Here is a 21,343-nt window from a genome sequence, read left to right on the forward strand (position 1 = left end):
CTGCGGATATCTGAGAGGCTGAGTTTATAGGGGAACGGCGTGCGCTTGAAGCTGTGCTGCTATTAAGTCGTGAGCGGCAAGCGGATCGGTGTTCGGCCCGGCAGTCGCGTCTCGTCAGGCGTTCTCGCTTTTACTTGCGGCTTGCAGCTTGCTTCTCTCTTGCCGCTGTTTCTCTGCGTATAATCTTCGGTTTTTTCGGGTGCGGGGTAGGTCATGCGCGAGCAATTGCTAGCGGCGGAGAAGGTTCAAGCCATTGATTGGCGCGATGGCGCTCTGCATCTGCTCGATCAGCGTGTGTTGCCGTTCGAGGAAATCTGGCATGTCTGCCATTCGGCGGCGGCCGTCGCCGAGGCGATTCGCCTGATGGTGGTGCGCGGAGCACCGGCTATTGGTATCAGTGCGGCCTATGGGGTGGTACTCGGCGCGCGTGCCCGGGTGGCCGAGGGGGATGGCTGGCGCGCGGCCCTGGAGGCGGATTTTCAGCTATTGGCCGATTCGCGGCCGACCGCGGTCAATCTGTTCTGGGCGCTCGACCGCATGCGCGAGCGCCTGGTACGGATCAAGGAAGGCGACGATCCGCTTGCGCTGCTGGAGGCCGAGGCGCGGGGTATCCATCAGAGCGACAGGGAAGCCAATCTGACCATGGCGCAGATCGGCGTCGATCTGATTCGCAAGCATCAGGGCAGCCAGCAGAACCTGCTGACCCATTGCAATGCCGGTGCCCTGGCCACTGGCGGATTCGGTACGGCGCTGGGGGTGATTCGCGCGGCCTATCTGGAGGGGTTGGTCGAGCGCGTCTATGTCGATGAGACTCGGCCCTGGCTGCAAGGCTCGCGCCTGACCGCCTGGGAGCTGGCCGGTGAAGGTGTTCCGGTCAGTCTGAATGTCGATTCGGCCGCCGCGCACCTGATGAAGACCCGCGGCATCACCTGGGTCATAGTCGGCGCCGACCGGATTGCCGCCAATGGCGATGTGGCGAACAAGATCGGCACCTACCAGTTGGCGGTCAATGCCATGCATCATGGCGTGCGTTTCATGGTGGTGGCGCCGAGCTCGACCATCGACATGGCGCTGGAGAGTGGTGACGACATCCCTATCGAGGAGCGTGATGCCAGTGAATTGCTCGAACTCAATGGGCAGCGCGTGGCGGCCGGGGTGGATGCGCTCAATCCGGTGTTCGATGTGACACCGGCCGACCTGATCGACTTCATCGTCACCGAGAAGGGTGTGGTCGAGCGGCCGGATGCGGCAAAAATGACCAGGCTGATGTGCCGCAAACGTCTGCATTGAGCCTGTCGCGGCTGGTCGGCCGGCGTTGGCGTGACGGCTGGTTGGGGATAGGTGCGGGGCGCCGATTGTGATAAGATCCGGCCGTTTTCAGGGGCGCTGGCAACGGTCGCCTTAACTGCGCAGATACATGGCATAACTCATTGATTTGTCGTGAGTCGCTGCTGGCCCAGGGCCGCGCGGCACGCTTCGCCTCGTTCGGGATGAATGGCGCGGAGTATCACCAGAAAAAGGAATCAGGCTACTCATGGGCGAACTGGCCAAAGAAATCCTCCCGGTCAATATCGAAGACGAACTCAAGCAGTCCTACCTTGACTACGCGATGAGCGTGATCGTCGGGCGCGCCCTGCCGGATGCACGCGATGGCTTGAAGCCCGTGCACCGTCGGGTGCTGTTTGCGATGAGCGAGTTGGGCAACGACTGGAACAAGGCATACAAGAAGTCTGCCCGCGTGGTTGGTGACGTGATCGGTAAGTACCACCCGCATGGCGATACCGCGGTGTACGACACCATCGTCCGTATGGCCCAGCCCTTCTCCCTGCGCTACCTGCTGGTCGACGGCCAGGGCAACTTCGGTTCGGTGGACGGCGACAACGCCGCCGCCATGCGCTACACCGAAGTGCGCATGACCAAACTGGCCCATGAGCTGCTGGCCGACCTGCACAAGGAAACCGTCGACTGGGTGCCGAACTACGACGGCACCGAGATGATTCCGGCGGTGATGCCGACCAAGGTGCCCAACCTGCTGGTCAACGGCTCCAGCGGTATCGCCGTGGGCATGGCCACCAACATCCCGCCGCACAACCTGACGGAAGTGATCAACGGCTGCCTGGCCCTGATCGATAACCCCGCGTTGACGGTCGATGAACTGATGCAGTACATCCCCGGCCCGGACTTCCCCACGGCGGCGATCATCAACGGCCGTGCCGGCATCATCGAGGCCTATCGCACCGGTCGCGGGCGCATCTATATGCGTGCGCGGGCGATCATCGAAGATATCGACAAGGTCGGCGGTCGTCAGCAGATCATCGTCAGCGAGCTGCCGTACCAGCTGAACAAGGCGCGCCTGATCGAGAAGATCGCCGAGCTGGTCAAGGAGAAGAAGCTCGAAGGCATCACCGAGCTGCGCGACGAATCCGACAAGGACGGCATGCGCATCGTCATCGAGCTGCGCCGCGGCGAAGTGCCTGAGGTGGTGCTCAACAACCTCTACGCCCAGACCCAGATGCAGAGCGTGTTCGGCATCAACGTGGTGGCGCTGATCGACGGCCAGCCGAAAGTCCTCAATCTCAAGGACATGCTCGAAGCCTTCGTCCTGCACCGGCGCGAAGTGGTCACCCGGCGCACCGTGTTCGAGCTGCGCAAGGCGCGCGAGCGTGGCCATATCCTCGAAGGCCAGGCTGTTGCGCTGTCCAACATCGACCCGGTGATTGCCCTGATCAAGGCCTCGCCGAGCCCGGCCGAAGCCAAGGAAGCGCTGATTGCCACCGCCTGGGAATCCACCGCGGTGGAAGCCATGGTCGAACGCGCTGGCGCCGACTCCTGCCGTCCGGAAACCCTCGAGCCGCAATACGGCCTGCGCGACGGCAAGTACTACCTGTCGCCGGAGCAGGCCCAGGCCATCCTCGAGCTGCGCCTGCACCGCCTGACCGGCCTGGAGCACGAGAAGCTGCTGGCCGAATACCAGGAAATTCTCACCCAGATCGGCGAGCTGATCCGCATCCTCACCAGCGCCGTGCGCCTGATGGAAGTGATTCGCGAAGAACTGGAAGCGGTCAAGGCCGAGTTCGGTGACAAGCGCCGTACCGAGATTCTCGACGCCCGCCTGGATCTGACCCTGGGTGACCTGATCACCGAAGAAGAGCGGGTGGTGACCATCTCCCACACCGGTTACGCCAAATCGCAGCCGTTGAGCGCTTATCAGGCGCAACGTCGTGGCGGCAAGGGCAAGTCGGCCACCGGTATCAAGGACGAGGACTACATCGCTCACCTGCTGGTCGCCAACAGTCACTCCACACTGTTGCTGTTCTCCAGCAAGGGCAAGGTGTACTGGCTGAAGACCTATGAGATTCCGGAGGCCTCGCGCGCCGCTCGCGGTCGTCCGCTGGTCAACCTGCTGCCGCTGGACGAGGGTGAGTACATCACCACTATGCTGCAGATCGACCTGGAAGCCCTGCAGCAAAGCGCTGGCGACGATGAAGAGCTGGACGATGCCGATGATGCGGTGATCGAAGGCGAAGTGATCGAGGCCGAGGATGTTGCCGAGGCCGAAGAGGTCGATGGTGACACCGCCGAGCTGGTCGCCGAGGCCACCGGTGCCTACATCTTTATGGCCACTGCGTCCGGTACGGTGAAGCGCGCCCCGCTGGCGCAGTTCAGCCGGCCACGCTCCAGCGGCCTGATCGCCCTGAAGCTGAAGGAGGGCGACACCCTAATCGCCGCCGCCATCACCGACGGCGCCAAGGAGGTCATGCTGTTCTCCGAGGCCGGTAAGGTGATTCGTTTCGCCGAGAGCGCGGTGAAAGTGCGCAATCGTGTCGCCGGTGGTATTCGCGGCATGAAACTGGGCAAGGGCAAGCAGCTGATTTCCATGTTGATCCCCGAGTCGGGCGCGCAGATTCTCACCGCCTCCGAGCGCGGTTTCGGCAAGCGCACGCCATTGAGCAAGTTCCCCCGTCGCGGGCGCGGTGGCCAGGGTGTGATCGCCATGGTCAGCAACGAGCGCAACGGCAAGCTGGTCGGCGCCGTACAGGTGCTCGACGGCGAGGAAATCATGCTGATTTCCGACCAGGGTACCCTGGTGCGTACCCGGGTTGGCGAAGTCTCCAGTCTCGGCCGCAACACCCAGGGCGTGACCCTGATCAAGCTGGCCAAGGACGAGAAATTGGTCGGTCTCGAGCGCGTGCAGGAGCCATCCGAAGAGGAGGGCGACGAACTGCGTGAAGATGACGAGGCGCCGGACGGCGATGCAGTCGAAGCGTCGGATGCTGCCGCTGACGAGAGCCCAGCCGGCGAAGAGTGATCTGTGTGAGCGAGGCTGGACCTCGCTCATTGCAGCGTTGGATTCGACGGCTGGCCGGCAGTGGCCAGTCGTCCAACATATGAGCGAGAGTGGATGTGAGCAAGCGAGCCTATAACTTCTGCGCCGGCCCGGCCGCGCTTCCCGAAGCTGTTCTGCAACGCGCCCAGGCGGAACTCCTCGACTGGCACGGCAAGGGCCTGTCGGTGATGGAGATGAGCCACCGCAGCGATGACTACATGGCCATTGCGGCAAAGGCCGAACAGGACCTGCGCGATCTGCTCGGCATTCCCTCCGACTATAAAGTGCTGTTCCTGCAGGGCGGCGCCAGCCAGCAGTTCGCCGAGATTCCGCTCAATCTGCTGCCGGAAGACGGCGTCGCCGACTATATCGACACCGGCATCTGGTCGCAGAAGAGCATCGAGGAGGCCAGTCGCTACGGTCGCATCAACGTTGCCGCCAGCGCCAAGCCCTACGATTACTTTGCGATTCCCGGGCAGAACGACTGGCAGCTGTCGCAAGATGCCGCCTACCTCCACTACACGCCGAACGAGACCATCGGCGGCCTGGAGTTCGACTGGATTCCCGACGTGGGCGAGGTGCCACTGGTGGCGGACATGTCTTCGGACATCCTCTCGCGGCCCATCGACGTGTCGAAGTTCGGCCTGATCTACGCCGGCGCGCAGAAGAACATCGGCCCCAGCGGCCTGGTGGTGACCATCGTTCGCGAAGACCTGCTCGGCCGCGCCCGCAGCGCCTGTCCGACCATGCTCAACTACAAGGTCGCCGCCGATAACGGCTCCATGTACAACACCCCGGCGACCTTTTCCTGGTACCTGTCTGGCCTGGTGTTCGAGTGGTTGAAGGAGCAGGGCGGTGTCGCGGCTATGGAGCAGCGCAACCGCGCCAAGAAAGAGCTGCTCTACGGCGCCATCGACAGCAGCGGGCTGTACAGCAACCCGATCGCGCTCAACGCCCGCTCCTGGATGAACGTGCCTTTCCGCCTGGCCGATGAACGCCTGGACAAACCGTTCCTCGCCGGTGCCGAGGCCCGCAGTCTGCTCAATCTGAAGGGACATCGTTCGGTCGGCGGCATGCGTGCCTCCATCTATAACGCCGTGGGCCTGGATGCCGTCGAGGCGCTGGTCGCTTACATGGCGGAATTCGAGAAGGAACACGGCTGATGACGGACGTAATCTCCGAGCAGGAACTGCAAGCCCTGCGTCTGCGCATCGACAGCCTCGATGAGAAAATCCTCGAGCTGATCAGCGACCGTGCGCGCTGTGCCGAAGAGGTGGCGCGGGTCAAGATGCAGGCCTTGCCGCAAGGCGAAAAGCCGGTGTTCTACCGTCCCGAGCGCGAAGCCCAGGTGCTCAAGCGCATCATGGAACGCAATCGGGGGCCGTTGGGCAACGAGGAAATGGCCCGGCTGTTCCGCGAGATCATGTCCTCCTGCCTGGCCCTGGAGAACCCGCTGAAGGTCGCCTACCTGGGCCCGGAAGGCACCTTCAGTCAGGCCGCGGCGATGAAGCATTTCGGTCACGCGGTGATCAGCGTGCCCATGGCCGCCATCGACGAGGTGTTCCGCGAGGTGGCCGCCGGTGCGGTGAACTTCGGCGTGGTGCCGGTGGAGAACTCCACCGAGGGCGCGATCAACCACACCCTGGACAGCTTCCTCGAGCACGACATGGTGATCTGCGGCGAAGTCGAGCTGCGCATCCATCATCATCTGCTGGTCGGCGAGACCACCAAGGTCGACAAGATCACCCGCATCTACTCCCACGCCCAGTCCCTGGCGCAGTGCCGCAAGTGGCTGGATGCGCATTACCCGAACGTCGAGCGTGTGGCGGTCTCCAGCAACGCCGATGCCGCCAAGCGGGTCAAGAGCGAGTGGAACAGCGCGGCGATCGCCGGTGACATGGCAGCCAGCCTGTATGGCCTGACCAAGCTGGCGGAAAAGATCGAAGATCGCCCGGACAACTCCACGCGCTTCCTGATCATCGGCAGCCAGGAAGTGCCGCCGACCGGCGACGACAAGACCTCGATCATCGTCTCCATGCGCAACAAGCCGGGCGCCCTGCACGAGTTGCTGGTGCCGTTCCACAACAACGGCATCGACCTGACCCGCATCGAAACCCGCCCCTCGCGCAGCGGCAAGTGGACCTATGTGTTCTTCATCGACTTCGTCGGCCATCACCGCGATCCGCTGATCAAGGATGTGCTGGAGAAAATCAATCAGGAAGCCGTGGCGCTGAAAGTGCTGGGATCCTATCCGAAGGCGGTTCTCTGAACCGCCAGCCGCAAGCTACAAGCCTCAAGCTGCAAGTGGCGCGAGGCGCGTGTGATTTGTAGCTTGCCGCTTGAAGCTTGAGGCTTGTAGCTATGTCATGTGATTTCCTCGCCCTGGCCCAGCCGGGCGTACAGAAGCTGTCGCCCTATGTGCCGGGCAAGCCGGTGGACGAGTTGGCGCGCGAGCTGGATCTGGATCCAGCGACCATCGTCAAACTGGCCAGCAACGAGAACCCGTTGGGCCCCAGTCCCAAGGCGCTGGAGGCGATCCGCGGCGAGCTGGCCGAGCTGACCCGCTACCCCGACGGCAACGGTTTCACCCTGAAGAGCCGCCTGGCCGCGCGCTACGGCGTGCAGGCGCAGCAGGTCACCCTGGGCAATGGTTCCAACGATATCCTCGAGCTGGTCGCCCGTGCCTACCTGGCGCCGGGCCTGAACGCGGTGTTCAGCGAGCATGCCTTCGCCGTCTACCCGATCGCCACCCAGGCAGTCGGTGCGCAAGGCAAGGTGGTGCCGGCCAAGGACTTCGGCCATGATCTGGACGCCATGCTCGCGGCTATCGACGCCAACACCCGTGTGCTGTTCATCGCCAACCCGAACAACCCCACCGGCACCTGGTTCGGCCCGCAGGCGCTGGGCGATTTCCTCGCCCGGGTACCGGAACATGTGCTGGTGGTGCTGGATGAGGCCTACATCGAATACGCCGAGGGCGATGAGCTGCCGGACGGCCTGGACTACCTGGCCGAGCATCCGAACCTGCTGGTCTCGCGCACCTTCTCCAAGGCCTATGGCCTGGCCGCGCTAAGGGTCGGCTATGCCATCAGCTCGGCGCAAATAGCCGACGTACTCAATCGCGTGCGTCAGCCGTTCAATGTCAACAGCTTGGCCCTGGCGGCGGCCTGTGCGGCCCTGGACGATAGCGACTATCTGGCGCGCAGTCGCCAGGTGAATGATGCCGGCATGGCCCAGTTGGAGGCGGGCTGCCGCGCCCTGGGGCTGGGCTGGATTCCGTCCAAGGGCAACTTCATCGCCATCGATTTCGCTCGCGACACGGCGGCGATCAACCAGGCGCTGCTGCGTGAGGGCGTGATAGTGCGCCCGGTGGCCGGCTACGGCATGCCCAACTACCTGCGGGTTTCCATCGGTCTGCCCGAAGAGAACGCCCGCTTCCTCGAGGCGCTGGCCAGGGTGCTGGGCGCGTGAGCGAGTCGAAGTGCGCTGTCACCAAGGTGCAACCCGGCCAGCCTATGATCGGCCGCCTGGTGGTGATCGGCCTCGGTCTGATCGGTGGTTCGTTCGCCAAGGGCTTGCGTGAGCGCGGTCTGTGCCGGGAAGTGGTGGGGGTCGATCTCGATCCGCAGTCGCGTCGCCTGGCCGTCGAGCAAGGGGTGGTCGACCGCTGCGAAGAGCGGTTGGCCGCCGCCTGCCAGGGCGCTGAGGTGATCCAGCTGGCGGTGCCGATCCTGGCCATGGAGAAACTGCTGGTGGAACTGGCCGGGCTCGACCTGGGCGATGCGGTGCTCACCGATGTCGGCAGTGCCAAGGGCAATGTGGTGCGTGCCGCACGCCTGGCCTTCGGCGAGATGCCGGCGTGCTTCGTGCCGGGCCACCCGATTGCCGGTTCCGAACAGAGTGGGGTGGAGGCGGCCAATGCCGAGCTGTTCCGTCGGCACAAGGTGATCTTGACGCCGCTGGAACAAACCGATCCGCAGGCCCTGCAACTGGTCGACCGGCTCTGGCGCGAGCTGGGGGCCAAGGTCGAGCACATGCAGGTCGAGCACCATGATCAGGTGCTCGCCGCGACCAGCCATCTGCCGCATCTGTTGGCCTTTGGTCTGGTCGATTCGCTGGCCAAGCGCAGCGAAAATCTGGAGATTTTCCGTTACGCCGCTGGCGGTTTTCGCGATTTCACGCGGATTGCCGGCAGTGACCCGGTGATGTGGCACGACATCTTTCTCGCCAATCGCGAGGCCGTGCTGCATACCCTGGATCTATTTCGCGGCGACCTCGACGCCTTGCGCGATGCGGTCGACGCTGGGGATGGCCATCAGCTGCTGGGGGTGTTTACCCGCGCTCGGGTGGCCCGCGAACATTTCAGCAAAATTCTAGCCCGACGGGCCTATGTGGACGCTATGCACTCGAATGATCTGATTTTTCTGGCTAACCCCGGTGGCAAACTGTCCGGGCGGATACGTGTACCGGGCGACAAGTCCATCTCGCACCGCTCGATCATGCTCGGCTCGCTGGCCGAAGGTACTACCGAAGTCGAAGGCTTCCTCGAGGGCGAAGACGCCCTGGCCACCCTGCAGGCCTTTCGCGACATGGGCGTGGTCATCGAAGGCCCGCACCATGGCCGGGTGACCATTCACGGCGTCGGTCTGCACGGTCTGCAGGCGCCGCCCGGACCCATCTATCTGGGCAATTCGGGCACTTCCATGCGCCTGCTCGCCGGCTTGCTGGCCGGGCAGTCGTTCGACAGCGTCCTGACCGGCGATGCCTCGCTGTCCAAGCGGCCGATGAATCGGGTGGCCAAGCCGCTGCGCGAGATGGGTGCGGTGATCGAAACCGGGCCGGAAGGGCGGCCGCCGTTGACCATTCGCGGCGTCCAGCGCCTGAGCGGCATGCACTACGAAATGCCGGTGGCCAGCGCCCAGGTAAAATCCTGCCTGTTGCTGGCCGGTTTGTATGCGGCGGGGCAGACTTCTGTGACCGAGCCGGCGCCGACCCGCGACCATACCGAGCGCATGCTGCGCGGCTTCGGCTATCCGGTGGCGGTCGACGGCAGCACGGCCAGCCTAGAGTCGGGCCACAAATTGACGGCCAGCCATATCGAAGTCCCCGCGGATATTTCCTCGGCGGCTTTCTTCCTGGTCGCCGGTAGCATCGCCGAAGACTCCGAGCTGCTGCTGGAGCACGTCGGCATCAATCCGACCCGTACCGGGGTAATCGACATCCTCAAGCTGATGGGTGGCGATATCAGCCTGGAGAACCAGCGCATCGTGGGCGGCGAGCCGGTGGCGGACATTCGCGTGCGCAGCGCCAAACTGCATGGCATCGATATTCCGGAAGATCTGGTGCCGCTGGCCATCGACGAATTCCCCGTGCTGTTCGTGGCGGCGGCCTGTGCCGAGGGGCGTACCCTGTTGCGCGGTGCCGAGGAGTTGCGGGTCAAGGAATCCGACCGTATCCAGGTCATGGCCGATGGTCTGCTGGCGCTGGGCGCCAAGGTGGAGCCGACGCCGGACGGCATCATCATCGATGGCGGCAGCCTGGGCGGTGGCGAGGTCTGGAGCCATGGCGACCACCGTATCGCCATGGCCTTCAGCGTGGCGTCGCTGCGTGCCACGGCGCCGATCCGCATTCATGATTGCGCCAACGTCGCGACCTCGTTTCCGAACTTCCTCGCCCTGGCGGCGCAGGTCGGTATTCGCGTGGCTGAGGAGGTCGCGTCATGACAACTCAGGCAGCGGTCATCACCATCGATGGTCCGAGTGGTTCGGGCAAGGGCACCATCGCCGGCCTGCTGGCCAAGCAGTTGGGTTGGAATCTGCTGGACTCGGGCGCCCTGTACCGCCTGCTGGCCTTCGCCGCGCGCAACCACGGGGTCGACCTGACCAATGAAGAGGCTCTGAAGCTGCTGGCCGCACACCTGGACGTGCAGTTCATTGCTGCCGCCCAGGGGCAGGGCCAGCGGATCATTCTCGAGGGCGAGGAGGTCACCGAGGCCATCCGCAATGAGGGGATTGGCGCCGGGGCCTCGCAAGTGGCCTCGTTGCCCGCCGTGCGCGAGGCCTTGCTGCAGCGCCAGCGGGCGTTTCAGGAGATGCCGGGGTTGGTCGCCGATGGTCGCGACATGGGCACCGTGGTGTTTCCCGATGCAGCGCTGAAGATCTTTCTGACCGCCAGCGCCGAGGAGCGTGCTCGGCGCCGTTACTTGCAGTTGAAGGCCAAGGGCGATGATGTTAATCTCGCGAGTCTTCTCGATGAGATTCGGGCGCGTGATGAGCGCGATACCCAGCGCGCGGTGGCTCCGCTCATACCGGCAGTCGATGCGATCCAGCTGGATTCCACCGAACTTTCCATCGAGCAGGTGATGGAACGAATCCTGAGTGAGATCGCCAATCGCGATCTCGCCGGATAACAAGAGCCCCGGTTGCTTTAAGTCGGTCAGCTCACAAGGAGGTATGCGGGAACCCAGTCCTAGACCCGTAGGCCTCTTTTTATATGAACGTACCCACATTGTCTGGAATGTGGTTTGGGCGGATTCCCCGCCCTGAATCAACAGGAATTAAAATGAGCGAAAGCTTTGCTGAACTGTTTGAAGAAAGCCTAAAGACCCTGAACCTTCAGGCTGGCTCGATCATCACCGCTATCATCGTCGACATCGATTACCAAGCTGGTTGGGTAACCGTTCACGCTGGTTTGAAGTCGGAAGGCCTCATCCCGCTGGAACAGTTCCACAACGACGCTGGCGAGCTGACCATCAAGGTCGGTGACGAAGTTCACGTTGCGCTGGACGCGGTTGAAGATGGCTTTGGTGAAACCAAGCTGTCCCGCGAAAAAGCCAAGCGTGCCGAGTGCTGGATTGTTCTGGAAGCAGCTTTCGCCGCCGAGGAAGTGGTCAAGGGCGTTATCAACGGTAAGGTTAAGGGCGGCTTCACCGTCGACGTTAACGGCATCCGTGCGTTCCTCCCAGGTTCCTTGGTCGATGTCCGTCCGGTGCGTGATACCACTCACCTGGAAGGCAAAGAGCTCGAATTCAAAGTCATCAAGCTGGACCAGAAGCGCAACAACGTTGTCGTTTCCCGCCGCAGCGTGCTGGAAGCCGAGAACAGCGCCGAGCGCGAAGCCCTGCTGGAATCCCTGCAGGAAGGTCAGCAAGTCAAGGGTATCGTCAAGAACCTCACGGATTACGGCGCATTCGTCGATCTGGGCGGCGTCGATGGCCTGCTGCACATCACCGACATGGCCTGGAAGCGTATCAAGCACCCGTCCGAGATCGTCAACGTTGGCGACGAGATCGATGTCAAGGTACTGAAATACGATCGCGAGCGTAACCGCGTTTCCTTGGGCCTGAAGCAACTGGGCGAAGACCCATGGGTTGCCATCAAGGCGCGTTACCCGGAAGGCACCCGCGTCAATGCACGCGTAACCAACCTGACCGACTACGGCTGCTTCGCAGAGCTGGAAGAAGGCGTGGAAGGCCTGGTGCACGTATCCGAAATGGATTGGACCAACAAGAACATCCACCCGTCCAAAGTCGTTCAGGTTGGCGACGAAGTGGAAGTTCAGGTTCTGGATATCGACGAAGAGCGTCGTCGTATCTCCCTGGGTATCAAGCAGTGCAAGACCAACCCGTGGGAAGATTTCTCCGGTCAGTTCAACAAGGGCGACAAGATCTCCGGCACCATCAAGTCGATCACCGATTTCGGTATCTTCATTGGTCTGGATGGCGGCATCGACGGCCTGGTTCACCTGTCCGACATCTCCTGGAACGAAGTGGGCGAAGAAGCCGTACGCCGCTTCAAGAAGGGCGACGAGCTGGAAACCGTTATCCTCTCCGTCGATCCGGAGCGTGAGCGCATTTCCCTCGGCATCAAGCAGCTGGAAGAAGATCCGTTCTCCGACTACGTTGCTGTTAACGATAAAGGCACCATCGTGCGCGGTATCGTTAAGGAAGTTGACGCCAAGGGCGCGATCATCACCCTGGCCGATGGCATCGAAGCCACACTGAAAGCCTCCGAAATCAGCCGTGACCGCGTTGAAGATGCGCGCAACGTGCTGAAAGAAGGCGAAGAAGTCGAAGCCAAGATCATCAGCGTCGATCGCAAGAGCCGCGTAATCAGCTTGTCGGTCAAGTCGAAAGACGTTGAAGACGAGAAAGAAGCCATCAAGGAAATGCGCAAGCAGGAAGTTGAAACTTCCGGTCCGACCACCATTGGTGATCTGCTCCGTGCACAAATGGAAAAGCAGAACTAAGTTCAGCTAATCCAGAAAAAGGGCGACTTCGGTCGCCCTTTTTTGTCTCTGCGATTTAGTCAGTTGTCAGGCCGGGGACTTTCGTTGCATGCAGGGTGACTGTGCGATGGCTTGGCTGTTGCCGCTCTGCAACGGGGCGGGAGTCATGATTCTGATGCCGTGCGCCAAGCTGCTCCACCTGGAGGCTGTCCGGGAACAGGCTGGGCTACTGCGGATAAGCCGGATCGGTCATTACCCAAGCCATCGCACAGCCCGGGCCTTCCCTCGCTGCGATCGCTATTCTCGGCCCCCCTCTACGGACGGTCTAGCCTGACAGGTGCCTGGACTGCGCTGCTTGCCGTGGCGGCGCCCGCGCCCGGTCGTACCACCAGCCACAGGGCGATGCTGATCAATACGCCGCCATACAGGTAGGCCCAGGACAAGGGCTCATCCAGTAGCAGTGCGCCCCATAACACGCCGAACGGCGGGATCAGAAAGGTGGTGGTCGAGGCCTTGATCGGGCCGATATCGGTCAGCAGCCGGAAATACAGTACGTAAGCGAAAGCGGTGCAGATAAGGCCCAGGCCGGCCAGTGACAGCCACACTTCCGGGCCACCCCAACTGGCTGGTGGTTGCACGATCAGGGCACCGGCAAACAGGGGCAGGAGGAACAGGCTGGCGCCGCAGAGGCTGCTGAACGCGGTGAGGCGGTTGTCCAGGCCGCCTTGTTGGCCGATCCAGCGCCGGGTGAGAAAGCCGGCGAAACCGTAACAGGTAGTGGCTATCAGGCAGGCCGCTGCGCCGAGCAGCAGTTGCGCATCGACCGCGACCGGCCCGGTCCGGGTCAGCACGGCGACGCCGAACAGCCCGAGTGCCACTCCAGCGGCTTTGCTCAATGTCAGCGCCTCGGTGAAGAACAGCATGCCGATCAGTACGCCCATCATCGGCGTGGTGGCATTGAAAATCGCCGAGTAGCCGGCTGGCAGCACCAGCGCCGCCAGGCAATACATGGCCGATGGCAGGCCGGCATTGATCACCCCGAGTACCAGGCACTGCTTGAGCTTGCCGCGAAAGTCCCACTGCACACGCATGATCAGCAGAATCGCGAGCAGGCCGAGAGCGCCCAGGCTGGCACGGAAGAACGCGGTCGGCATGCTGCCGAGTACCGGGGCAATGATCCGCATGAATAGGAAACTCGCGCCCCAGATGGCGGCGAGCAGTAACAGGCGCAGCAGGTCGGCGAGACGCACGACGAACTCCCAATCGGTTCAGGGACGAGCAGTGTTGCCGGGCATGCCGGGCAAGGCAATGCGAAAGTGGCTTTTAAATCGTCTCAGGCAGTAATGTCGTGCAGTGGATATAGCCTTAACGGTCTTTGCCGGCTTTTCCTCGGTGCTACTACTGGCTAAGCTCGGCAGTCGATACAGTCGGTTAATTTTCCACTCAGAGGTTTGCCCATGCCGCAGCAATGGCCCGCCAGCGCGATCGCCACGCGTATCCTCGACGGTTTCGACGATTATCGTGAGCAGTTCCGGCAGATCACCAATGGTGGGCGGGAGCGTTTCGAGCAGGCGCAGTGGCAGGAAATCCAGCGCGCCGCGGCCGCGCGCATCGCTCTTTATGAGGAGTGCGTCAGTGAAGTCAGTGAGCGCCTGCGCCAGGCCTACCCGGCTGAGGTGCTGCTGGATGTGGCGCAGTGGCCGCTGGTCAAGTCGGCCTATATAGTCCTGATCGATGTGCGTTGCGACGACGAACTGGCGGAAACCTGGTTCAACTCGATCTTCTGCGGGCTGTTCAGTCATGACCAGATCAACGATGGCTGCATGTTCATTCACACCACGCGCCCAGCGCTACGCGCCAATGCTCCGGCGCCGCTGACCCGGATTTATCGACCCCAGGGCAATATCGAGCAGGCGCTGCGGCAGATCTTCGAGGATTACCGTTTCGAAGTGGCCTACGAAAACGTCGAGCGAGACCTGGCGCGGCTGATCAGGCAGATGCGCGAGAACCTGCCGGACTGGGTGTGCAAGGATCCGCAGCTGAGTATCGAACTGTTCTCCTCGCGCCTGTACCGCAACAAGGGCGCCTACCTGGTCGGGCGCATCAATACTCGTGACGAGCAATGGCCGCTGGTGATCCCGCTGTTGCACCGCGAGGGTCAGGGTATCCAGATCGATACGCTGATCACCGATGAGGCCGAGGTGTCGATCATCTTCTCCTTCACCCGCTCCTATTTCATGGTGCGGGTCGGCTACCCGGCAGAGTTCGTCGGCTTTCTCAAGCGCATCCTGCCGGGCAAGCATGTTGCCGAGTTGTATACGTCGATCGGCTTCTACAAGCATGGCAAGTCGGAGTTCTACCGTGCGCTGATCAACCATCTGGCGACCACCGATGACAAATTCATCATGGCCCCCGGCGTGCGCGGCATGGTCATGAGCGTGTTCACCCTGACCGGCTTCAATACTGTGTTCAAGATCATCAAGGACCGTTTCGCACCGTCGAAGAACGTCGATCGCGCCACCGTGATCGAGAAATATCGCCTGGTGAAGCGTGTCGACCGGGTCGGCAGGATGGCCGATACCCAGGAGTTTGCCGATTTTCGCTTCCCCAAGGCCAAGTTCGAGGCGGATTGTCTGGCCGAGTTGCTGGAAGTGGCGCCGTCGACTGTCGAAGTCGACGGTGACACCGTGTTGATCCGCCACTGCTGGACCGAGCGGCGCATGACGCCGTTGAACATGTATGTCGAAAATGCCAGCGAAGCCCAGGTGCGCGAAGCGCTGGATGATTATGGCCTGGCGATCAAGCAGTTGGCCGCTGCCAACATCTTCCCCGGCGACATGCTGCTGAAGAATTTCGGCGTTACCCGTCACGGCCGAGTGGTGTTCTACGACTATGACGAAATCTGCTTCCTCACCGAAGTCAATTTCCGGCATATCCCGCCGCCGCGCTACCCGGAAGATGAAATGGCTTGCGAGCCCTGGTATTCCGTGGCGCCGCTGGATGTGTTCCCCGAGGAGTTTCCGCCTTTTTTGTTCGCCGATATCAAGCAACGCCGCATGTTCAGCCAACTGCACGGCGAACTGTATGACGCCGATTACTGGAAAAGCCTGCAGGAGACGATTCGCGCCGGCAAGGTGATCGACGTGTTCCCATACCGGCGCAAGGTCGAGCAGGTCGAATAGACGCTGGCAAAGGTCGAGGTCTCTGCCACTGGTTTTTGCCTGGGCCGACAGCCGGTCATGTCCGGGGCTGTTTGATTTGCATCAAACTTCTGCAAGTGCGCTGGGGTAATCTACGCTGACATAAGGCGCATTCGAGTGCCTTGTCGAAGTCCTTGGCAGGAGGAGATTCCATGATCGCCAAGTTGCATAACGCCTTACACGACCTGCTGGTTGCCTTGGGCTTGCTTGATCGACCGAAACTGCAGCCCGTCCCCGTGCGTGACGACGAGCGCCGCCCACAAGGGCCACGTCGACGCCGCTAATAGTTCAGGCAGGGTAGGCTTCACGTTCATCGGCAAGCGCTCATTATGCTGGGCCGCCGCCAAGTCAGTTCAGATGTGGGTGGTCGGCGAACCATTGCGCGATCAGTTCGCTCATGCGCTCACCGGAAAAGCTCGGAAAATGCCCGCCATGTATTTGGCGTACCGGTAGTTCGCGCAGCCGCGCGAGGCTCTTGGCGTAATCCTGCAGATTCGAGTGAGAGAGGTTCTCGACCAGCGGGCCGTCGTAGAGAATGTCGCCGGAGAACAACGTCTGCGTTGCTGCTTCCCACAGGCTGATACCGCCTGGCGAATGGCCCGGGGTATGCAACACCTGCAATACCCGGTCGCCCAAATCCAGCACGTCACCTTCCTCGATCAGCCGCGTGGCCGGCGCAGCCTTGACCCGGTACTCGGTGTAGCACAGCGGGCAATCCGGATGCGCCTCGAACATAGCGTCGCCGACGCAGTCCGCGGCCAGGGTATTGGCCCCGGTCGGCGCGGCGAGGATGTCTGCCTCGGCGGGATGCACCAGGCGCTCGGGGAACTCGTGATGGCCGGCGATATGGTCGAAGTGGGTGTGACTGGCCACCGCCAGCAGTGGCTTCTCGGTCAGCCAGGGCAATTGTTCGCGCAGGCTGACCAGGCCGGAGCCGGAGTCGATCAGGGCGTCACGGTCACGTCCTTGCACATGCCAGAGGTTGCAGCGATAGAAGGGCCGTATATAGGGCTCGTGGATCAGTGCGACACCATCCTGCAGGTGGCGTACTTCGAACCAGTTGTTGCGGCTGACGATTTTCATGCTGACCCCGCTCGTTGCTCGCTGCAAAATTGTAGGCGCCAGGGAAGCGTGGCGATCCACCGCTGATCGCCAGCATGCTGTCTCCATCAGGGCCTGGCTGATGCCGGTGCGCATGGCGCACCTGATCGTAGGGTGCGCCATGCGCACCGACACTAACATGCCATTAGCTCAGGCCACCTGCGTCCGCAGTACCACACCCAGCGGCGATAGCCGATCCCAGGGTGTATTCAGGAGCGCAGCGAACAGCCCGCCAGGGTGCAGCCCTGTCGAGCAGCGTACTGCTCCGCGAGTACGCCCTAGGGTCGTGCGCTTACGGGTGGAAGGGCGGCGCCTCCTTGATTTCGATCAGCAGCGGACGATCCGGCGGCGCATCGCGCAGCAGCTGGGCCAGATGCTCGTGGTCGCGGGCGCGTTCGGCCAGACAGCCGAAGCCGCGGGCGATGGCCAGCAGGTCCGGGGTGTAGATATCCACGCCGAGCGGGGTAATGTCACGCTTCTGCATATAGCGCTTGATCTCGCCGTAGCCGCTGTTGTTCCACAGCAGCACGATGATGCCGACGCCGGCTTCCACCGCGCTGGCGAGTTCGGGCAGGGTGAACTGGATGCCGCCGTCGCCGATCAGGCTGATCACCGGGCGGTCCGGTTCGGCGAGTTTGGCGCCGATCGCCGCCGGCAGGCCGTAACCCAGGGTGCCGTAGCCGGTGGAGGCGTTGAACCAGCGTCGCGCGCCGTCCAGCTCGACCAGGTGGTTGCCGCTGTACACGGTCTGGGTCGAGTCGCCGACGAAACGGGCGTCCGGCAGTACCTCCAACAAGGTGTCGAACAGCTGGCGGTAGTGCGCCCAGCCGCTGAAATCCTCGGCCAATTGCGCCTGTACGGCGGCGGTGCGCATGGCGCCCGGGCTGTTGTCGCGCAGCTCGCCGGGGTTCAGCTCGGCCATCAGCATGCGCATGGCCAGGCGCGCATCGCCCTGGATGGCCAGGGCCGGGGTGAAATTGCGCTGCAACTGCTGGGCGTCGATATCGATACGGATCAGCGCGCCGCCCAACTGGAAGTTGCCGTCGAACACCACGTCGTAGTCGGTCTCGCCCAGCTCGGTGCCGATGGCCAGCACCACATCGGCCTGCAGTGCCAGCTCACGTACCGGGATCAGCGACTGGTTGCTGCCGAGCAGCAGCGGATGACCCGGCGGCAGCAGGCCCTTGGCATTGATGGTCAGGGCGGTGGGCGCATCCAGGGCCACGGCCAGGGCACGGACCTCGGCCTGGGCGCTGACGCAGCCGCCGCCGAGCAGCAGCAGCGGGCGTTTGGCATTCTTCAGCAGGGCCGCCGCTTCGCGGATCAGCGCGCGATTGGGCGACGGGCGCTGGATGCTCGGCCGTGGTGCCAACTGCATGTGCTCGGCCGGCGCGGTGATGATGTCCAGCGGCAGCTCGATGTGCACCGGGCGTGGCCGTTCGCCTTCGAACACGGCGAAGGCGCGGGCCAGCACGCCGGGCAGCTCCTCGACGCTCATCAGGGTATGGCTGAAGGCCGTGACGCCGGCGGTCAGTGCGCGCTGGTTGGGTAGCTCGTGCAAATAGCCCTTGCCCAGGCCGAGGCGATCACGTTGGTTGACGCTGGAAATCACCAGCATCGGGATCGAGTCGGCATAGGCCTGGGCCATGGCGGTGAGGATATTGGTCATGCCCGGGCCGGTGATGATGAAGCACACCCCAGGTTTGCCGGAGACGCGGGCATAGCCATCGGCCATGAAGCCGGCCCCCTGTTCGTGACGCGGGGTGATGTGGCGGATGCCGCTGTGCGGCAGGCCGCGATAGAGTTCGACGGTGTGCACACCGGGGATGCCGAATACGCTGTCGACGCCCCAGGCTTCGAGTTGTTTGACTAGAAATTCGCCGCAAGTGGTCATGTCTTGAGTCCTGTGATGCAGTGCGTAGCCCGCCTGCTATATGAATTTAGGCGGGCCACGGGTTTGCTAGCCGACTATCCAGTGCGCCATCAGCGCGATGATCGGCAGGGTGATCAGGGTGCGGATGATGAAGATGGCGAACAGCTCGAGCAGGTTCAGCGGCAGCTTGGCCTTGATGATCAGTACGCCGACTTCCGACATGTAGATCAACTGGGTCAGCGATACGCAGGCCACCACGAAGCGGGTCAGTTCGCTCTCGATGCCCTTGCCCAGCACCGCTGGCAGGAACATGTCGGCAAAACCCACCAGCATGGCCGGCGCGGCCTTGGCGGCTTCCGGCAGTTGCAGCAGTTCCAGCAACGGTACTATGGGGTAGGACAACCAGTTGAAGACCGGGGTGTACTCGGCAATCGCCAGGGAAACGGTGCCGATGGCCATCACCAGTGGCAGCAGGCCCAGCCAGATATCCACCACGTTGTGTACGCCGACCTTGACCATCTGCGCCGGGGAGGGGTTGCTGTTGGCGCGCTTGACCGCCTGCAGCACGCCCCAGCGCAGCAGTGAGCTGCCATTGGGGACGTCTTCCTTGATCTGCTTGCCGACGCCAGCGACGTACTCGTCCTTCTTCCATGACAGCGGCGGAATGCGCGGGGTGATGATGGCGGCGGCCAGGCCGGCCACCACTACCGTCAGGTAGAAGGGCACGAACAGGTGGTCGAGGTTCATGAAACTGGTGATCAGCAGGCTGAAGGCGATTGAGGCGACGGAGAAGTTGGTGGCGATCACCGCCGCTTCCCGGGCGCTGTAGAAACCCTTCTGGTACTGCTGGGCGGTGATCAGCACGCCAACCGTGCCGGAGCCGAGCCAGCTGGCTATGGCGTCGATGGCCGAGCGGCCCGGCAGGCCGAAGACCTTGCGAAAGACATTGCGCACCAGGGTGCCGCAGAATTCCATCAGGCCGAAGTCGGTGAGCAGCGGCAGGATCAGCCCGGCCACCAGGAAGAAGGTAATCAACACCGGGGCCAGGTCTTTCAGCACCACACCGCCGGTGTTGGCGTTCCAGATCCACTCCGGGCCGAACTGCCAGAAGGTCATGGCCGCGAACAGCGCGCCGAGCACGCGCAGGCCGAGCCAGAGCGGGCGCAGATTGAACATCTCGTTGAGCGCATGGCGCTGGGTGAGCCAGCGCGGCTTGAGGGTCGAGCCGAGCAGGCCGAGGGCGGCGGAGAACAGCAGCAGGCCGGTGGCGATGGCCGGCAGCCAGGCACTCAGCGAGTTTTTCAGGGCATCGGCCATTACGCCCAGGCCGATGGTGACCTTGCCGTCGTAGACAATCGGGGTGAGAAACAGCAGGACGCCGAGCAGCGAGGGGATCAGGAAGATCAGCAGCTGGCGCAGGTTGTAGGCGTGTGCAACGGAGCTGTGGGCTGGTGGCTGGTCGTCCAGCAGCGGCATGGCTTGTTCGGAGTTCATCTTGGCACCCTATTTTATTGTTGTAGTGCGCGGGCACCGCAGGCGGTGCCCATTCAGTATAAAAAATCCGGGTCCGCTTCAGCGGCGCTGGACACCCGGCAGTACGCAGAGCATTTCGTAGAGCAGGTTGGCGCCGAGCAGTGAGGTGTTGCCGGTGGTGTCGTAGGGCGGCGAGACTTCGACCAGGTCGCCGCCGATCAGGTCCAGGCCCTGGCAGCCGCGAATGATCTCGATCGCCTGGATGGTGGTCAGGCCGCCGATTTCCGGGGTGCCGGTGCCGGGCGCCCAGGCCGGGTCGATGCCGTCGATGTCGAACGACAGGTAGACCGGGCCGCCGTCGACCTTGGCGCGCACTTCGGCCATCAACGGGGCCAGGGATTTGTGCCAGCACTCCTCGGCCTGGACCACGCGGAAGCCCTGCTTGCGGCTCCAGTTGAAATCCTCGGCGGTGTAGCCCTGGGCACGCAGGCCGATCTGCACCACACGGTCGCAGTCGAGCAGCTCTTCTTCCACAGCGCGGCGGAAGGTGGTGCCGTGGGCGATCTTCTCGCCGAACATATGGTCGTTGACATCGGCATGGGCATCGATGTGCACCAGGCCGATCTTGCCGTGCTTCTTCTTCAGCGCACGCAGGATCGGCAGGGTGATGGTGTGGTCGCCGCCGAGGGTCAGCGGGATGATCCCGTGTTCGATGACGTTGTCGTAGAACTCCTCGATGATGCGCACCGCTTCCAGCATGTTGAAGGTATTGATCGGTACGTCGCCGATGTCGGCCACGTTCAGCGAGTCGAAGGGGGCGGCGCCGGTGGCCATGTTGTAAGGGCGAATCATCACCGACTGGGCGCGGATCTCGCGCGGGCCGAAGCGGGTGCCGGAGCGCAGCGAGGTGCCGATATCGAGCGGTACGCCGATGAAGCCGACATCGAGAGCGCGCTTTTCTTCGCAAGTCTGGATATGCGGCAGGCGCATCATGGTGGCTATGCCGCCGAAACGGGGCATCTCATTGCCGCCCAGGGGCTGGTGCAGAATCTTGTCCATGGGAAGGCCTCACGGTTGTTGTGGTTGTAATAGTCGTCGGGCCGGATTGTTGGGCAGGATGGCGCGGGGAAAAATCGCTACGGG

At 62.8% G+C, this 21,343-nt stretch carries 15 protein-coding genes; 10 read left to right on the forward strand and 5 right to left on the reverse strand.

Translation table 11 applies throughout. From position 1 onward, the window contains the following. Positions 1-213: 213 nt before the first annotated feature. The 8 genes from mtnA to rpsA all read left to right on the forward strand — a co-directional run bounded on the left by mtnA (position 214) and on the right by rpsA (position 12,574). Entirely contained in the window at positions 214-1,290 is a 1,077-nt protein-coding gene (mtnA, locus tag BM315_RS15365) for an S-methyl-5-thioribose-1-phosphate isomerase (RefSeq protein ID WP_090502505.1), read from the forward strand. Positions 1,291-1,534: 244 nt separating this feature from the next. After that, a complete protein-coding gene (gene gyrA, locus BM315_RS15370) occupies positions 1,535-4,309 on the forward strand; it encodes a DNA gyrase subunit A (RefSeq protein WP_090502507.1) in 2,775 nt (924 codons plus the stop codon). A gap of 95 nt (positions 4,310-4,404) precedes the next feature. Beyond that, complete coding sequence (gene serC, locus BM315_RS15375) at positions 4,405-5,490, forward strand: 3-phosphoserine/phosphohydroxythreonine transaminase (RefSeq protein WP_090502548.1); 1,086 nt, start codon at positions 4,405-4,407, stop codon at positions 5,488-5,490. Next, a complete protein-coding gene (pheA, locus tag BM315_RS15380; RefSeq protein WP_170862230.1) occupies positions 5,490-6,596 on the forward strand; it encodes a prephenate dehydratase in 1,107 nt (368 codons plus the stop codon). The genes serC and pheA overlap by 1 nt, the downstream gene beginning before the upstream one ends. A gap of 92 nt (positions 6,597-6,688) precedes the next feature. Further along, positions 6,689-7,798 (forward strand): histidinol-phosphate transaminase, encoded by a 1,110-nt coding sequence (gene hisC / locus BM315_RS15385; protein ID WP_090502509.1) that lies wholly within the window; start codon positions 6,689-6,691, stop codon positions 7,796-7,798. 44 nt (positions 7,799-7,842) lie between these two features. Then, complete coding sequence (locus tag BM315_RS15390) at positions 7,843-10,050, forward strand: bifunctional prephenate dehydrogenase/3-phosphoshikimate 1-carboxyvinyltransferase (protein WP_090502552.1); 2,208 nt, start codon at positions 7,843-7,845, stop codon at positions 10,048-10,050. After that, positions 10,047-10,736: a (d)CMP kinase gene (gene cmk / locus BM315_RS15395; RefSeq protein ID WP_090502511.1), complete on the forward strand. Its 690-nt coding sequence runs from the start codon at positions 10,047-10,049 to the stop codon at positions 10,734-10,736. Before BM315_RS15390 ends, cmk begins: the two co-directional genes overlap by 4 nt. A gap of 152 nt (positions 10,737-10,888) precedes the next feature. Further along, positions 10,889-12,574 carry a 30S ribosomal protein S1 gene (rpsA, locus tag BM315_RS15400; RefSeq protein ID WP_090502513.1) on the forward strand — a complete coding sequence of 562 codons (1,686 nt, stop codon included), beginning with the start codon at positions 10,889-10,891 and terminating at the stop codon, positions 12,572-12,574. A gap of 293 nt (positions 12,575-12,867) precedes the next feature. Here rpsA and BM315_RS15405 read toward each other — a convergent pair whose 3' ends face one another. Continuing rightward, positions 12,868-13,803 (reverse strand): DMT family transporter, encoded by a 936-nt coding sequence (locus tag BM315_RS15405; protein ID WP_090502515.1) that lies wholly within the window; start codon positions 13,801-13,803, stop codon positions 12,868-12,870. A gap of 207 nt (positions 13,804-14,010) precedes the next feature. On the opposite strand from BM315_RS15405, the gene aceK reads away from it, so the two are divergent. Continuing rightward, a complete protein-coding gene (aceK, locus tag BM315_RS15410; RefSeq protein ID WP_090502516.1) occupies positions 14,011-15,735 on the forward strand; it encodes a bifunctional isocitrate dehydrogenase kinase/phosphatase in 1,725 nt (574 codons plus the stop codon). Positions 15,736-15,905: 170 nt separating this feature from the next. Further along, positions 15,906-16,037: a PA1414 family protein gene (locus BM315_RS25305; RefSeq protein WP_342029877.1), complete on the forward strand. Its 132-nt coding sequence runs from the start codon at positions 15,906-15,908 to the stop codon at positions 16,035-16,037. 64 nt (positions 16,038-16,101) lie between these two features. On the opposite strand, the gene BM315_RS15415 is transcribed toward BM315_RS25305, so the two are convergent. From BM315_RS15415 to speB, 4 genes are all read right to left on the reverse strand, one after another. Then, positions 16,102-16,836, reverse strand: a complete 735-nt coding sequence (locus tag BM315_RS15415; RefSeq protein ID WP_090502518.1) for an MBL fold metallo-hydrolase — start codon at positions 16,834-16,836, stop codon at positions 16,102-16,104. Between the two features lie 310 nt (positions 16,837-17,146). Then, positions 17,147-18,748: a 5-guanidino-2-oxopentanoate decarboxylase gene (locus BM315_RS15420; RefSeq protein ID WP_090502520.1), complete on the reverse strand. Its 1,602-nt coding sequence runs from the start codon at positions 18,746-18,748 to the stop codon at positions 17,147-17,149. Between the two features lie 66 nt (positions 18,749-18,814). Next, positions 18,815-20,221 (reverse strand): YjiH family protein, encoded by a 1,407-nt coding sequence (locus tag BM315_RS15425; RefSeq protein ID WP_090502522.1) that lies wholly within the window; start codon positions 20,219-20,221, stop codon positions 18,815-18,817. 78 nt (positions 20,222-20,299) lie between these two features. Continuing rightward, entirely contained in the window at positions 20,300-21,259 is a 960-nt protein-coding gene (speB, locus tag BM315_RS15430) for an agmatinase (protein ID WP_090502524.1), read from the reverse strand. Positions 21,260-21,343 lie beyond the last annotated feature (84 nt).

Source organism: Pseudomonas borbori, assembly GCF_900115555.1.
In the GTDB taxonomy this organism is placed as follows: Bacteria; Pseudomonadota; Gammaproteobacteria; order Pseudomonadales; family Pseudomonadaceae; genus Aquipseudomonas; species Aquipseudomonas borbori.